The organism is Paraburkholderia sp. CNPSo 3281 (assembly GCF_024206515.1).
In the GTDB taxonomy this organism is placed as follows: domain Bacteria; phylum Pseudomonadota; class Gammaproteobacteria; order Burkholderiales; family Burkholderiaceae; genus Paraburkholderia; species Paraburkholderia nodosa.
Map to the genome: position 1 here is coordinate 129,258 of NZ_JAMBPS010000015.1, position 14,806 is coordinate 144,063.

Genomic DNA, 14,806 nt, shown 5'->3' on the forward strand with positions numbered 1-14,806 from the left:
TGAGCCCGCAATGAGAAAGCAAGTCGACGCAACGGCCGTGGCCATCATGGTGGCGCTCTGCCTCGCATGGGGTCTGCAACAGGTCGCGATCAAGGCGGTGGCCGGGGACATCCCGCCCATGCTGCAGATCGGGCTGCGTTCGGGCGTGGCGGCGGCACTCGTGTGGCTCTTCAACCAACTCGTTTCGCGCGAGCGCTGGCTGCCTGGCGTGGCGCGCGGCGCCGGGCTCGTCACAGGCGGCCTGTTCGCGCTCGAATTCGTGTTCGTCGCCATGGGCCTGCGCTGGACCAACGCCTCGCACATGGCCGTGTTTCTCTACACCGCGCCGATGTTCGCGGCAATCGGCCTGCATGTGCGCCTGCCCGACGAACGCCTTGCGCGGTTCCAATGGGGCGGCATTGCCATCGCCTTCACGGGCATCGCCATCACGTTCCTCGGCCCCGCGCTGCTGGGCGCCGACATACCGGGCTCGCCGTTGTGGTTGCTCGGGGACTTCATGGGTGTTTGTGCAGGCGCGGCGTGGGGGCTCACCACCGTCGTCGTGCGGACGAGCCGCCTGAGCGAGGCGCCCGCCACGCAAACGCTCTTCTATCAACTGGCGGGCGCTTTCGTCGTGCTGGTGCCGTTCGCGTTCCTGACCGGCCAGGCGCACTTTCACGCCACGCCGCTCGCCCTGGCCTCTATCGCATTCCAGACCCTGCTCGTCTCGTTCGTGAGCTATCTCGTGTGGTTCTGGCTGCTGCGCCGCTATCTGGCCGCGCGCCTCGGCATTCTGTCGTTCATGACGCCGCTGTTCGGCGTGGCGTTCGGCGTCGTGCTGCTGCACGAGCGCGTGGAGCCCGCGTTCCTGTTTGGCTCGGCGCTCGTTTTGTTCGGCCTGCTGGTGGTGAACGCGCAAAGTTGGGTCCGCCAGGCTTTCGGCCGCCGTACCGCCAACGCAAGGGGCGCTCAGGCATCCTGATTCGATCTCCAGCCGCGTGAATACGGTCCTGCGCGATTAAGCCACCGCGTCGCCGCGCTTGCCCACCGGCAGTTCGCGCACGACCACATACTCGGGATCGCGCTGCTGGCGCGCGAAGATCGCCGCATCACCGTGCGGCTCGACACGCGGTGATCGAGTACACAGAAATTGGATGCCATGTGAAATGCGCACGAAAACCGTCACGAGTTTTGCGGCCGCGAGCCTGCCGTTGCAAACGCCGATGTCGATTTATCTGCAGGCGAATTTGCCGCCTGCCACGCCTGGCGGCTCGCTTGAGCCGCCAGGGTAACGGCGTCGCGCCGCAAGCCTCGGCTTTCTGAGGTAAAGTCGCTCGGGTTCCGACTCAGCGCGAAGCCAACCCCCGATGCAAACCCTCTCGACTTTTACGCCCATCGCGCTCGAACACGCGAGCCGACTCATCAATCACGGCCCGACCGTTCTCGTCACCAGCAGCGACGGCAAGCGCCGCAACATCATGGCGGCCGCGTGGTCGATGCCCGTGGAGTTCACGCCGCCGCGCATCGCCATCGTGATCGACAAGCGCACCTTCACGCGCGAACTCATCAACGCGAGCGGCACATTCGGCGTGATCATTCCGGGCGCAGCCGCAATCGACCTGACTTATGCCGTGGGCAGCGTGAGCGGCCGCGAGACCGACAAGTTCCAGCGCTTCGATATCGCCGCCATAACCGGCCCGAAGCTCGGCTTGCCCCTGCTCGAAACAGGCTGCTCCGCGTGGATGGAATGCCGCCTGATTCCCGAGCGGCATACCGAAGACGCCTACGATACGTGCTTCGCCGAGGTGATCGCCGCCGCGGCCGACCCGCGCGCCTTCCGCAATGGCCACTGGGAACTCGACAGCAGCAACGCGGACCTGCACACGATCCACCATCTGGGCGCCGGCAATTTCGTGCGCGCCGGCGACACGATCAAGGCGCGCGAACTCGCGTAAGCGCGCAAACGCGATCGGGCCGCTATGATCGCGTGTGGCGCGAAATCGCCACAAATAATTCGCATTGCAAACATTTTAAAACATCCAACGCGGTGTTTTCAAACGGCCAGGAGCCACGCATGAGCGATCTCGATACGCCGGCCTCGTATGGCAGCCCGAAGGCGACCGCGCAAGCCGGACAACTCGGTTACCTGCCCGTCGCGCTGTTCGGGTCGGTCATGGGGCTTGCCGGGCTCTCGTCGGCATGGCGCCTCGCGCATCGCATGTACGGCATGCCGCTGTGGATCGCCCAGTTGATCGGCGTGCTCGCCGTGCTGGCGTTCCTGATGATCGGCTTCGGCTACGCCGTGAAATGGGTCACCGGCCCCGATGCCGTGAAAGCCGAATTCAATCATCCCATTGCGGGCAATCTCTTTGGGACCCTGTTCATCAGCCTGCTTTTGCTACCTATCCCGCTTGCCGACCTGAGCGTGCCGTTCGCGCGCGCGGTGTGGATCGTCGGCGCAATCGGCATGATCGTGTTTGCGTGGTTCGTGATCATGCGCTGGCTCAGTCAGCGTCAGCACACTCTACATGCTCATGCTGTTCCTGCTCACGGTGCTCGTCGGCCGGTTGCGCTATCTCGCGATCACCTGCCCCTTCCGGCTCTCGTGGTGGGCCCCATCACGCACGGCATCGCGATCTTTCTGCTCGCGACGGTCACGCCACTGCTGCTCCTGTTGGCCGCCCGCACGTTGTGGGGCGTGCTGCGGGGAGAACTGGAAGCGCTGGCCCACTAGCGCCCGAACACAACTGCGTGCTTGAATTTCATAGACGATCGGTCTAATATCGGCGACATGGAACCGACCATCGCCAAACCGCGCCGCGGCAGGCCGCCGAAAGACCCAAGCGCGCATGCCGACACACGTGCATCGCTCATTCGCGCCGGCATGGAAATACTGACCGAACAGAGCTTCGCGGCCACGGGGCTCGATGCCGTGCTCAAGCGGGTGAACATTCCCAAAGGCTCGTTTTATCACTACTTCGACAGCAAGGAAGCATTCGGGCGCGAGCTGATGACCGCGTACGACGCGTACTTCTGCGCGAAGCTCGACCACTGGCTGCAGGACGACACGCGCCCTGCCCTGGAGCGGCTTGGCGCCTTCGTAGAAGACGCCAGCAAAGGCATGGCACGTCACCACTACACACGCGGTTGCCTCGTCGGCAACCTCGGCGTAGAGGTGGACATCCTGCCCGACGACTTCCGCGAAACGCTCGAACGCATTCTGCAGGGCTGGCAGGCGCGCATCGTGGCGTGCCTGCGCGAGGCCCAGCGCGAAGGCGTGCTCGCAAAGCGAATCGACCTCGCTTCACTCGCCGCTTTCTTCTGGATTGGCTGGGAAGGCGCCGTGCTGCGCGCGAGGCTCGTGCGCAGTGCGGCTCCACTCGACACATTCTTCATCGGCTTCATCGCGGGGTTGCCGCGCGCGTGAGGCGCGTCAATGCCAACCGTTCACTGTTTCAGGAGCACGACCCATCATGTTCAAGGCCATTCTGATTGATAAGGAATCCGGATCGTATGACGCGCGCATTGCCGAACTCGACGACGCGCGCCTGCCGGAAGGCGACGTGCTCGTCGATGTCGGCTACAGCACGCTGAACTACAAGGACGGCCTCGCGATCACGGGCAAAGGCCCTGTCGTTCGCAGTTTTCCCATGGTTCCGGGCATCGATTTCGCAGGGACCGTTGCGCAAAGCGCGAACCCTGCCTACGCGGTGGGCGACGCGGTCGTGCTCAACGGTTGGGGCGTTGGCGAACAACATTGGGGCGGCCTGGCGCAGAAGGCGCGCGTCAATGGCGACTGGCTCATTCCGCTGCCGGCGGGCTTCACGCCGCGGCAAACGATGGCAGTCGGCACAGCCGGCTATACGGCCATGCTCTGCATTCTCGCGCTGGAACGGCACGGCATCACGCCCGCACACGGCGACGTGCTCGTCACGGGCGCGAGCGGCGGCGTGGGCAGCTTTGCCATTGCATTGCTCACGAGCCGAGGCTATCGCGTGGTGGCGTCGACCGGCAGGCTGCAGGAAGCGGAGTATCTGAAGCAGCTCGGCGCCATCGAAGTCATCGACCGCGCCTCGCTATCGGAGCCGGGCCGCCCGCTGCAAAAAGAACGCTGGGCTGCCGCGATCGATTCGGTTGGCGGCCACACGTTGGCAAATGTCTGCGCAAGCCTGCGCGCGGATGGAGCGGTGGCTGCCTGCGGCCTGGCGCAGGGTATGGACCTTCCCGCCACGGTCGCGCCATTCATTCTGCGCGGCGTGAGCCTGCTGGGCATCAATAGCGTCACGCGTCCGTTTGCGCAGCGGCAGCAAGCCTGGCACGCGCTGGGAGAGGCGCTCGATCTGAAGCAGCTCGACACGATTACGCGGGAGATCGACCTCACCCAGGCCATTGCGGCCGCAAGCGATCTGCTCGCCGGGCAGGTGCGCGGGCGGCTCGTGGTGGACGTCAACCGGTAACGTGCGCAGCCGCGGCGATTCAACGCTTCACGATTGCGCCGCGTTCACGAACCCTTCGCGAACGCGCGCGGCGTGACGCCGAGAAGCCGCGTCATCCAGTGCGCCATATGGCTTTGATGCGCGAACCCCGCTTCGAGCGCCACCTGGCTCAGGCTGAGTTTGCCTTCGATAAGCAGCGCCCTCGCGCGTTCGACGCGCCGCCGCACGACATATTGATGCACCGGCATGCCCAGCGTTTCGCGAAACAGGGCCTTGAAATGCGGCACGCTCAGGTCGACGAGCGCAGCGAGTTCGCCGAGTGTGAGGCGTTGATCGAGATGGCTCTCGATGTAATCGGTCACGCGCGCCGCTTTGTGTGCCGCAAGCACGGCTGCACCCCGGCCTCCTGGCGCGCCCGTGCCGCCGAGCAGCCGCACGACCATTGCCGTGGAAATGCTCTCGGCAAATAGCGGGGCGCAAGCCGTTCCCGCCTCGATCTCGGCCAGCAGCGCGCCCGCCAGCGAATTGATGCGCGGGTCGCGCAACTGCAGATGCGGCCGGATCTCGCGCTTACCCAGCGGGCTCTCCATTTGGTCCGCAATCGATCGCACGAAGCGGTCGTCGAACCACACGCGCAGAATCGTGCAGTCCGCGTCATCAGTCCATACGCCTTCGACCCCGGCGGGCACTACATCCGCGTCGCCGTGCGCCTGAAGCCGCGATTGACGGCGGCCGTCGCACGCGCATCGCGCACGCACCGGCGTGCCGACATGAATGCCAATGCGGTGATCCGCCATCGCGGGCAAGCGATGCTGCCCCGCACTCACACGCAGCAGTTCGGCGCCACCGCCATGCCAGCCCAATCCGGCGCTCGAACGCAGGCTGACGCTTGCTCCGGCGTGCCGGTTCGAATCTGCAGTCAGTGCGCTCATGACAATCCTTTTCGACGCTCAAGCCGTGCGGGAATTCGTGCGATGTTTGCGGCCAGTTTACTGGATTACGGCCACGCTCGCGCACCGCGCCATGGTGGACGTATTCAATCATCCGTTTCTGCGCAACGCCATCCGTTCCTGCGCGCCATGCGGCGTTCGTCTACCTACGATGACGCAGACCACGCACACCAGGAGAAAGCGATCATGTTCGTGATTTTTGGAGCATCGGGAAAGGCCGGGCGGGTCACCGCCGCGGCGTTGCGTCGTGCGGGCAAACCCGTGCGCGCCGTGGTGCGCCACGCTCGCCAGGGCGAAAGTCTTGCGGGGCTGGGCTGCGAAATCGTGCTCGCCGATCTGACCGACGCGCAGTCGGTCGCGGCCGCGATCAAGGGCGCTCACGCCGTCCAGCTGCTATGCCCCGTTCCATCCGGTGATACGGATCCGGAAACGACCATGCGCACGATGATCGACGTCGCGACCGACGCCCTGCGCGAAAACCCGCCCGCCACGCTGCTCGCCATTTCGGACTATGGCGCGGAATTGCCGTTGAATACGGGCATCACGCGGCTGTATCACTACCTGGAAAAGCAGCTGAAGCCCATTGCCACGCAATTGGTGTTGCTGCGCTCGGCGGAACATATGCAGAACTGGGCGGCATTCATTCCCGGCGCGCTCGCAACCGGTACGCTGCCGAGCCTCCATCTGCCTTTGGAGCGCCGCTTTCCCACGGTCGCCGCACAGGACGTTGGCACGGCGAGCGCCGCGCTGCTGCTCGAATCGCATCAGTCCGGCATGCCGAGAATCGTGAGCATCGAAGGACCGCAGAGGGTCAGCGTGAACGACATTGCGGCCGCACTCAGCGCTGCGAGCGGCCGCACGATCACGCCTCATGCGCTGCCGCGCGAATCGTGGGCCCCCATGCTTCTCAAAGCCGGACTCAGCGAGAAACACGGCCGGCTCATCACCGATCTTTACGACGTATACAACACCGGCCGCATCGACGTGGAAGCGAGCCGCAGCGAGCGGCGCTTCGGCACGACCGCGCTAAGCGACGTGTTTGGCCCGCTCGTTGCGAAATTCAACAGCCAATAGCGCGCACGCCGCAATGACAAAAAAGCCGGGCGCTACGCACGCCCGGCCTTTAGTGCATGACTGCGCGGTGATCAGAACCACTTGCCGAACGGGCCGCCCGGCGCAAGCGACACGCCGCGCAGCACTTCGCCGAAGCCCGCGTTGCGCAGCGTCACGAAACGCTCGTTCGCAGCGCCCGAAACCGTGGTGTTGCGCAGCACGTCGCGCACGGCGACGAGGCGATTCGGGTCTGCGCCCTGGTCGCCGTTGCCGCTCACTGTCGACGTGATCGCCCAGATCGTGACCGTACCGTCCTGCTCGACGTGGCCCGTGATGTTACGCAGGCCGTCCGTGGCGGGCGACCACGGCAGGCTGGTCGCGCTGTTCGTGCCCACCGGATAACCTGCAACGGTGTACGAAGTCCCCAGATTCAGGCCGTTCTGGAGTGTGTACGCGAGCTTCCACGACTTCGTTCCGGCGTTGTACACCCACTTCTGCAGGCCCGCACCGGTCTGCTGCGCGGCGTGCGTATACAGGTCCGTGCCGCCCGAATAGCCATCGCCCTCGTCGGCCACATAGAGCGTATTCGCGTTGGCGAACCACAGGCCGAACGGGTACGAGAGCGTCGTTGCCGTCTTGTTCGGCGTAGCCGGGAAGCCTGCGAGCACGCATACGTTGCTCGGCAAGCCGCTGGTCGTCAACGTGGAAGCGTCGTACGCAAGCGGATTGGACGGCAGTTTCGCGCCCGCCACCGGCACGCCTACGCCGCCCGAGGGGCACGCCTTGCCCGTGGTGTCGACGAAGTACACCGTGTTCACGCCGTTGCTGCCGCTGCCCTTCGTGAAGTACACCACGTTGTTGAAGACGGTGAGCCCGCGGTAGTTGTCGTCCTTGCCCACCTTGTCGGCCTTCGCACCGAGTTGCGTGACCGAGAAGCTCGCGAGCGGCGTGGGCGTGCCGGGCGTTTGCTGCGCCTCATGCTGGTGCGTCGCTTCGATGAATTGCGCCCCCGCCCCGAGAATCACGCCTGCCGGCTGCGGATTCGAACCGTTGCCTGCGTTGCCCACCGTGTAGTAAAAACCGTTGCCTTTGCCGTTGTCGTTGCCGTTGTTGAGCAATGCGGCGCGGCCGTTATTGCCGCTGTATGCATTGGTCTCCGTGAAGGAGAGGTGCCCGTCGGCATCGAGCCGCGCCACCGCGCGATAGAACGCCTGACCGTCCGGATTCGTCGGATCGATCGCGCCCGGCGTATTCGAGTTCGATACGTCGAGCGTGTTGAGCGGTGCAACGTAGCCCATGAACGTCAGGTAACGGCCGTCGCTCGAAAGGTTGAGCGCGAGTTCGGACTTGGAGCTGAAGCTCGTCACGAGCTGGTCGTGGCCATGGCCCGGATGCAGACTGTTGGGCACTTCCAGCGTGTGGACGACCTGGCCTCCCGGCGCAATGGTGTCGAGGAAAATGCGCGCCGTGACGCCAAAGCTCGGATCGTAGAGCGCGTTGTTCCAGACGGCCGGATACGTGCCGTCAGTGGGCGCGCCGCCCGTGGGGCAGCTCGCCTGCGCACTATTGCAATTGGGCGGCAGCGTCATGCCGGGGGTGACGTTGCTCGACACGTTGTCGTAGACACTGCGGCTCACGACGAGCAGGCCCGAACCACCGAAAAACGCGTTGGCGTCTTGCGCGGCAGCGGCTGCACCTGCACTGGCGCAAACCAAAGCAGCGGCAAGAGCAAGACGGGAAGGACGTGCGGCAAAACAAGCGCCGCAATATGCTGAGCGAGGGGTATTGATGGCCATCTGTAGCGTCTCCGAAAGGAATTACAAGCATTTTGTCAAGACGAACTCGGGGTCAATCCTGCTTACCCTAGCGAAATATTGTGAAAGATTCGTTGCAGGCAATGCGGCTTCGTTCACGCGTTTTCCTCTGCGGAAATCGAACGGAATAGCGTGTTTTTCGATCCGGCAATTTTGTTTGTTATCCTCATCATCCGGTCGCGCACACAAACGCAACGCGTCGTCATAAAACCGCCGCACGATAGCAGGATTCAATTTGAATCCTGCCTGTCACCATCCTGTAATTGACAGTACGCGGACCAGACAGACTCCGCGACTTCCCAGAGAACATGAATAACGGGAGTGGCTCGTGAGACCATTGCGCCCCCTGATTGCCGCGCTCGTTTGCGGCGTTTGCACGTTGTCGGCCCGCGCCGAAGACGTGACCGGATGCGGCAGTACGCTCGCCGCCCCCCTCTACAGCCACTGGGCCACCGCCTACCAGAAGTCCGGCGGCGGCAAGGTGATCTACCGCAGCACCGGCTCCACGGACGGTATCAAGCAGATCGTCGCGCACACGGTCGACTTCGCCGGCTCCGACGCCCCGCTCACGAGCGAGCAATTGAGCAAGGACGGATTGCGGCAGTTTCCCACCGCGATCGGCGGCGTAGTTCCCGTTGTGAATCTTCCGGGCATCAAGGCCGGTCAGTTGATGCTGAACGGCGAGGTGCTGGGCCAGATCTTTCTCGGCAAGATCCTGTACTGGGACGATCCGGCCATCGTGCGGCTCAATCCGAAGATCAAGATGCCCAACACGCCGATCGCTGTCGTGCGGCGTCTGGATGGTTCGGGCACGACGCTGATCTGGACGCACTATCTCTCGCAGGTGAGCCCCGAATGGAAACGCAAGGTCGGCGAAGGCACCAATGTTCACTGGCCCCTGGGGATAGGCGGTAAGGGTAATGAGGGCGTCGCCACGTTCGTGGGCTACCTGCCTGGCGCGATTGGCTATGTCGCCTGGGACTTCACGAAGCAGAATCATCTGACCTACACGGCGATGACCAACGCGGCGGGTGCGGTCGTGGAGCCGGGCATCCAGACATTCAGCGCAGCGGCCGCGAATGCGGACTGGTCAAGCTCGCTCTTTCAGGTGCTCACCAATCAGCCGGGCAAGGACGCATGGCCCGTGATGGGCGCGACCTACGTGCTGTTGCAGGCGACACCGGACGACTCGGCGCGCAACACTGAGACGCTGAAGTTCTTCGACTGGGCGCTCACGCACGGCGAGCCGACGATCCAGGCACTGGACTATATTCCGCTGCCTGCCGTGGTCGTGACGAAGATCCGCGCGCAATGGCACGGCGACAAAGGCGACGACGTCGCAGCCAAAGCCGTTAGCGCGCAGTAGCGTCCACCTCCATTCACGAGTGTTCTCACGCCGGGCGCCTATGCGTCCGGGAGGCGTTGATGAAACAGGAAGCGGCCGAAGAGGTCGTAAAGGCGATCGCGACCGAAACCCAAACGCCGCTGGAAATCGTCGCGAAGATGTATGAGCAAACGTGGGCCGAGTTCAGCGACGGCGCACGTGTGATGGATTATCTGAGCGTGCTCGTCTCGCGGCGCGTACGCGAAGACCTTCGCAACCTGCGCAAGAACGCGCACTGAATGCTCGCATGGCGTCATGCCGATGCCACGCGCATGCGCGCATCAACGCTCGCCTGCTTTGCGCCGGCGGGAATCGGATTTACGGCAGAGGTCCGTCAACACCCAGCGGGCGATGATCTCCGGACGATTCGTTCCATACTGCGCGAACTTGATTTCGTTTTCGAAGTAGACGATGACGCTCCCGGCCATGACGCGGTAAGCACCCGCGTAGTTCACGCCATGCAGTTCGACGCTCAGAGGATGGGTGGTTTCGTATTCTGCAAGAGCCAAGGTAAACGCGGAAATGTCTAAATTATGACAATATCGTTTCGCGGCCCTATTGGTCAATTAAATATGCGTTTTGTTTCATATTGACGATTGCCGTCCCGATTTCAGCCTGTTACGGGGACCTGTCGAGCTCTTTAACGGGGCACGCATTAACGCCGCCTGACTCAGCCTGCCATATGGGCTTGCCGCGAACCAGCGCTCGCCGACGGAAGCGCTCCAGGCATTCACCCAGCGCGTCGCCATCAATTTTTCGGGTTCTGCTTCGGCATTCATCAGCCGCTTCATTGCCAGGCCAAGGCGGTGCATTGCATACCGCTTACGGCGCGCTTCAGCATCCACTCGCGCGTTCATCGTCTCGCCTCTTCCGGTTGGGTATTGCGTAGACAAAAACCTGGAGACCCGCCTGCACCGATACCTTGCGAAACCGAAGCATTCCTCCCGCCGAACCACGCGAGAACGCTCATTAAGGCACGGAAAAAAAAGCGGAAACATCAGGGAGAGTATTGAGGCAGCCGCCATGAAAGCGCTTTCGCCGGACGATGGGGAAAAAGGGCACGCCACCCACGACGATCTGGCTCTCGGGTCACCACCCTACGCCAGCCATATGACACTCGTTAGTAAGCCACGAATTCGGGCCTTTTTGTCGAAATACAACCGATGAATGGCGGCGACCTGGCGACGCACCGATCCATCATGATGGATCGGCAACCCCATCCAGAAGGTTCACAGCGCATCGATCCATGCGAACAACAACACACGGCGGCCCCCGATTCGCGCTCGGACGCGCACTCAAGCAACCGTTGCTGAATGTGGTGGCCCGGTTGCCCGACAGCGTGCAGCGCGCCATGTTCATCCCGCCGATACGGCGCATCTGCATTCGCGTTCCGGTATTGCGCGCGGTGTACTCCGGCTGCCTGCGGCGCCACCCCATCGATCTCAAGTACGGCACGGACACGAGCGGACTGGTCGATTCCAACGCGCTGCAGCGCGACGCCCATCTTGCCGTCCAGCTCAGGCCTTACATGGGCTCGCAGCCGACCATCATCCGCCGCGCGCTCGACACCCTGGGCGATATCACCGGCTATACGTTCATGGACATCGGTTGCGGTAAAGGCCGGCCGATGATCGTCGCCTCCGAGTATCCGTTCTCTTTGGCGCTGGGCTACGACATCAGCGCAGACCTCGTGAGAACGGCGAATGCGAACGCGACCGTCATGGCGCGGCGCTTTCCGCAACGGCCGCCGATTCGCGCATTGCACGCCAACGTCGCCGATCTGAAGGTGCCGTCGGGCAACGTGGTCGTCTTTCTGTTCAATCCATTCGGACCCGAGTTGATGGCGTCGTTACTCGATAAACTCGAAGCGGGCCTCGCGAGCGGCACCGTCGAGCATCTTTTCATCGTATACGATAACCCCGTGTGCGGCGAAGTCTTCGACGACTCCCGTCAGTTGCGGCGCTGGTTCGCGGGCGTCTTTCCGTATGATCACGACGAAGTCGGCTTCGGACCCGAGGACCACGAGAACGTCGTCGTCTGGCAAAGCGTGCGCGGCGCGCGCCCCGACACATTCGCGGACCGCAATCGCCGCATTACGACCAAGGACCGCCTCAGCACTTCGCTAGAAGGCTGAATCACAAGCACCACGAATTCATTCAGGAGACGCAAGTGCCGACCTCCGTCGTGGCGATATACGAGTCGTCGCCGGCCGCATCCTTCCGGTACGAGTTGCGCACGTGCGAGACCGTCGCTGCGTTTCGTGCCTTCGAGCCCCAATGGCGTGCGCTTTTATCCGGAGCCGAGGCGTATTCGCCTTTCATCAGCTTTGCCTACTGCGAGGCTGCCGTCGCGGCAGCGCTGAAGCGCGGCGCGAAGGTCGAAGTCGCGACGGTGCACGACGCTCGTGACCTTCTGGCGCTATGGCCCGTTGCAATTACGCGCAAAGGCGCGTGGCGAACGGCCGAGGCGTTGGGCTGCGGCTGCGGCGAGGAATACGGCGGCCCGCTGGTCGCCGACACCCGGCGCGCGGAACTTTACGATGCGGCGGTCCAGGCCGTCTTGCGGATTCACGCCGACGTGCTCCACATCCCGATGCTCGAAAACGGCAGCCCGCTGCAACATGCGCTCGACGCCGCGCCGCAGTCCTGGGTGCAGCGCGCGCTGCCGCAGCGCTGGCGCGTGATGCCCGGCTATTCGATCAACCTGCGCGCCGCGCCCACATGGAACGATTTCCTCGCGACGCGGCACTCGACGCTGCGCGCCGCGCTGCGTTCGAGCGCGAAGCGGTTGCGGCGCGAAGGCGAAGTCAGTTTTGGGTGGTGCAACAGCGCCGAGGACACCGAGCGCGTATTGAGGTGGCTATTCGCCAACAAACGCCAATGGGCGCTCAAGCGCGGAATCGAATCGCCCTATTTGATGGACGACCGCGTACGCGACTTCTTCATCGAACTTGCAAAGCGAACCGATCTGACCACTCTGCCGCTCGTCGCCTATGTGCAGGTCAACGGGCAACCGGTGGCGGCATCGGTCAATCTCGTCGGCACGCGCAGCGTCGAATATTTGATCACCACCTATGACGAGGCGTTCAGCGTGTTTTCGGTGGGGAACCTGCTGATCGAATATATCGCGCAATGGGCCCAGGCCCATGGCCGCGATTTCGACTTTCGGCCGCTGCACGGCGACTACAAGGTGCGTTGGGCGGATCGCGAAACCAGGCACGAATCGCGTATCGTCGTGCTCAATGCACGCGGGCGGCTCATCGAGCTGGCGCTGGCATGGGCCCAGGCCAGGCGCGTCTATCGAAAAGTCACTACGCTTGTGATGGCGCGCCTGAAATGAGCCAATAGCGTGTATAGGCGCCGCTCACGGCCTCAGCACACCGCCCTCCCCGTGCGTTTCGGCTTGCGGCGAATCGTCGAGCGTTTCGAGCGCCGGGTTGTGATGGAGGACGAGCGCCGCGCCCGCGCCCACGAGCCCGGCTCCCGCAAGACATAGCAGGCCCGCGCCGAAGCCGCCCGTGCTGTCCTTGATCCAGCCCATTGCGTAGGGGCCGAAAAAACCCGCCAGATTGCCGAGCGAATTGACAGCGGCAATGCCGCCGGCCGCCGCCGCGCCCGAAAGGAATGCGGCCGGCAGCGTCCAGATTACCGGCAGGCAGCCGAAAATACCGAAGCCCGCGATGGAAAGCGCCAACATCTTGAGCACCGGATTATCGAGTCCCGCGGCAGCCGCAATACCGGCGGCCGCGACGGCCAGCGCAAATGCGACGTGACGCTTGCGCTCCAGGCGGCGGTCGGAATGCCGACTCCATAGCACCATCGAAACGACGCCCACCGCGTAGGGCAGCGCGGTGACGAAGCCTGTCTGCACGTTCGTGAGCCCGAACGCCTTGACGATCTGCGGCAGGAAGAAACTGAGCCCGTAATTGGTTGCATTCGCACCGAAATAGATCAGCGCCACCGCCAGCACGCGCGGATTGATGAGCGCCTCCAGCACGCTGAACGTGCGCACCTTCTCCCGATGACGGCGCTCCTGCGCCTGGCGATCGACGAGCCAGCGGCGCTCGTCGTCGGCGAGCCAGCGGGCGTCGGCGGGTTTGTCGGTCAGATAGAACAGCACGCACACAGAGAGCACGAGCGCGGGTATCGCCTCGATCAGGTAGACCCACTGCCAGCCCGCCAGCCCCCCTCTGCCGTCCAGCGACAGCAGCGAGCCGGAAACCGGGCCGCCAATCACCGTCGACAACGGAATGGCCGCCATGAAATAGCCCACCACGCGCGCGCGGTATTTGGCGGGAAACCACAGCGTAAGCAGAAAGATGATGCCGGGGAAGAAACCCGCCTCGGCGATACCGAGCAAGATACGCAGTCCATAGAATACGTGCGCGTTCGACATGCCGGTGATGCTGGCGAGGTCCGGAATGAACGCCATCGCGCCCGCGATAATGCCCCACGTGAACATGATGCGCGCGATCCAGCGCCTTGCGCCGAAACGCTCGAGCAGCAGGTTCGATGGCACCTCGAAGAAGAAATAGGCAATGAAGAAGATCCCTGCGCCAAAGCCGAACGCACTCGCGGAAAGATCGAGTGCCTTGTTCATCTGCAGTGCCGCAAAACCGACGTTGACCCGATCGAGATATGCCACGAAATAGCAAACGATCAGGAACGGCACGAGCCTTGCCGTCACGCGCGCCATGGTGCGGGTTTCGAGCTCCATATCTGTCTCCTTCGAGGCCGGCTGCGCGGCGCGGTGCGCTAGTCACGGGCCGGACCGTTCGTCCGTTTGGAATCGTTAAAGACTAGTCGCTCGCGGCGCGATACGAAAGGACGGTTCACATGGTGGGATATGGACCGGGAACGGCATTCAGGCGGAATTAAAGCTTCGGACAGGAAAGCACTTGCAACGGCTGCGTGGCAACGCCGGGCTGGGCGTCACGGGTCGGCGTGCCCTGCGGAGGCGTCGAAACGAGGCGCACGCTGTCTGGACCCGCGTTGGCGAGTGCGTACTTCTCTTCGCTGCCTTCGGGTTGCCAGTACGCGCGAAATACGGGTCCATCGCTGAAAACGAGCAGCGTCCCGCGCGTGGCCTGGCCCGCGGAAACGAAATCGACCGGTTCGCCGCTGCGCAGTGCGAAGCCGCCGGCGGCGTTTGTCCCCACGAGCTTGCCGCACGGCTGGGCGGCGTCGGGGG

Annotated in this window: 17 protein-coding genes; 11 read left to right on the forward strand and 6 right to left on the reverse strand. The window is 63.6% G+C overall.

Annotated features, from left to right (window positions below):
- Positions 1 to 10 precede the first annotated feature (10 nt).
- The 6 genes from M3I56_RS17560 (at position 11) to M3I56_RS17580 (ending at position 4,436) form a co-directional block, all read left to right on the forward strand.
- Positions 11 to 961: a DMT family transporter gene (locus M3I56_RS17560; RefSeq protein ID WP_254355070.1), complete on the forward strand. Its 951-nt coding sequence runs from the start codon at positions 11 to 13 to the stop codon at positions 959 to 961.
- Positions 962 to 1,145: 184 nt separating this feature from the next.
- Positions 1,146 to 1,271 (forward strand): hypothetical protein, encoded by a 126-nt coding sequence (locus tag M3I56_RS41085; protein ID WP_302056878.1) that lies wholly within the window; start codon positions 1,146 to 1,148, stop codon positions 1,269 to 1,271.
- Positions 1,272 to 1,346: 75 nt separating this feature from the next.
- Positions 1,347 to 1,934: a flavin reductase family protein gene (locus tag M3I56_RS17565; protein ID WP_254355071.1), complete on the forward strand. Its 588-nt coding sequence runs from the start codon at positions 1,347 to 1,349 to the stop codon at positions 1,932 to 1,934.
- Positions 1,935 to 2,053: 119 nt separating this feature from the next.
- Positions 2,054 to 2,713: a hypothetical protein gene (locus M3I56_RS17570; RefSeq protein WP_254355072.1), complete on the forward strand. Its 660-nt coding sequence runs from the start codon at positions 2,054 to 2,056 to the stop codon at positions 2,711 to 2,713.
- A 57-nt stretch (positions 2,714 to 2,770) separates the two neighbouring features.
- The gene (locus M3I56_RS17575) at positions 2,771 to 3,406 is read left to right on the forward strand and encodes a TetR/AcrR family transcriptional regulator (RefSeq protein WP_254355073.1); all 636 of its coding nucleotides are present in this window, start codon (positions 2,771 to 2,773) and stop codon (positions 3,404 to 3,406) included.
- Positions 3,407 to 3,452: 46 nt separating this feature from the next.
- Positions 3,453 to 4,436 carry an MDR family oxidoreductase gene (locus M3I56_RS17580; RefSeq protein ID WP_254355074.1) on the forward strand — a complete coding sequence of 328 codons (984 nt, stop codon included), beginning with the start codon at positions 3,453 to 3,455 and terminating at the stop codon, positions 4,434 to 4,436.
- A 44-nt stretch (positions 4,437 to 4,480) separates the two neighbouring features.
- Here M3I56_RS17580 and M3I56_RS17585 read toward each other — a convergent pair whose 3' ends face one another.
- Complete coding sequence (locus M3I56_RS17585) at positions 4,481 to 5,347, reverse strand: helix-turn-helix transcriptional regulator (RefSeq protein ID WP_254355075.1); 867 nt, start codon at positions 5,345 to 5,347, stop codon at positions 4,481 to 4,483.
- 204 nt (positions 5,348 to 5,551) lie between these two features.
- On the opposite strand from M3I56_RS17585, the gene M3I56_RS17590 reads away from it, so the two are divergent.
- Entirely contained in the window at positions 5,552 to 6,439 is an 888-nt protein-coding gene (locus tag M3I56_RS17590) for an NAD(P)H-binding protein (RefSeq protein WP_254355076.1), read from the forward strand.
- Positions 6,440 to 6,510: 71 nt separating this feature from the next.
- Here the strand turns inward: M3I56_RS17590 and M3I56_RS17595 are convergent, their stop codons facing one another.
- Positions 6,511 to 8,133, reverse strand: coding sequence for a hypothetical protein (locus M3I56_RS17595; RefSeq protein WP_254355077.1), 1,623 nt, complete (start codon positions 8,131 to 8,133; stop codon positions 6,511 to 6,513).
- Between the two features lie 427 nt (positions 8,134 to 8,560).
- Between M3I56_RS17595 and pstS the strand changes: the two genes are divergently transcribed.
- Positions 8,561 to 9,598, forward strand: a complete 1,038-nt coding sequence (pstS, locus tag M3I56_RS17600) for a phosphate ABC transporter substrate-binding protein PstS (RefSeq protein WP_254355078.1) — start codon at positions 8,561 to 8,563, stop codon at positions 9,596 to 9,598.
- A gap of 59 nt (positions 9,599 to 9,657) precedes the next feature.
- On the forward strand, positions 9,658 to 9,855 hold the full coding sequence (locus M3I56_RS17605; RefSeq protein WP_028207568.1) for a DUF3562 domain-containing protein: 198 nt from the start codon (positions 9,658 to 9,660) through the stop codon (positions 9,853 to 9,855).
- 42 nt (positions 9,856 to 9,897) lie between these two features.
- On the opposite strand, the gene M3I56_RS17610 is transcribed toward M3I56_RS17605, so the two are convergent.
- A complete protein-coding gene (locus M3I56_RS17610; protein ID WP_254355079.1) occupies positions 9,898 to 10,125 on the reverse strand; it encodes a hypothetical protein in 228 nt (75 codons plus the stop codon).
- 75 nt (positions 10,126 to 10,200) lie between these two features.
- Positions 10,201 to 10,473 carry a hypothetical protein gene (locus M3I56_RS17615; protein ID WP_254355080.1) on the reverse strand — a complete coding sequence of 91 codons (273 nt, stop codon included), beginning with the start codon at positions 10,471 to 10,473 and terminating at the stop codon, positions 10,201 to 10,203.
- Positions 10,474 to 10,862: 389 nt separating this feature from the next.
- Between M3I56_RS17615 and M3I56_RS17620 the strand changes: the two genes are divergently transcribed.
- Both M3I56_RS17620 and M3I56_RS41390 read left to right on the forward strand, forming a co-directional pair.
- On the forward strand, positions 10,863 to 11,750 hold the full coding sequence (locus tag M3I56_RS17620; protein WP_154678112.1) for a class I SAM-dependent methyltransferase: 888 nt from the start codon (positions 10,863 to 10,865) through the stop codon (positions 11,748 to 11,750).
- A gap of 35 nt (positions 11,751 to 11,785) precedes the next feature.
- Positions 11,786 to 12,955 carry a GNAT family N-acetyltransferase gene (locus M3I56_RS41390; RefSeq protein WP_254355081.1) on the forward strand — a complete coding sequence of 390 codons (1,170 nt, stop codon included), beginning with the start codon at positions 11,786 to 11,788 and terminating at the stop codon, positions 12,953 to 12,955.
- Positions 12,956 to 12,979: 24 nt separating this feature from the next.
- On the opposite strand, the gene M3I56_RS17630 is transcribed toward M3I56_RS41390, so the two are convergent.
- On the reverse strand, positions 12,980 to 14,332 hold the full coding sequence (locus M3I56_RS17630) for an MFS transporter (protein ID WP_254355082.1): 1,353 nt from the start codon (positions 14,330 to 14,332) through the stop codon (positions 12,980 to 12,982).
- A gap of 157 nt (positions 14,333 to 14,489) precedes the next feature.
- Positions 14,490 to 14,806 (reverse strand): hypothetical protein (locus M3I56_RS17635; protein ID WP_302056879.1); only part of this gene is annotated, 317 nt, incomplete at its 5' end.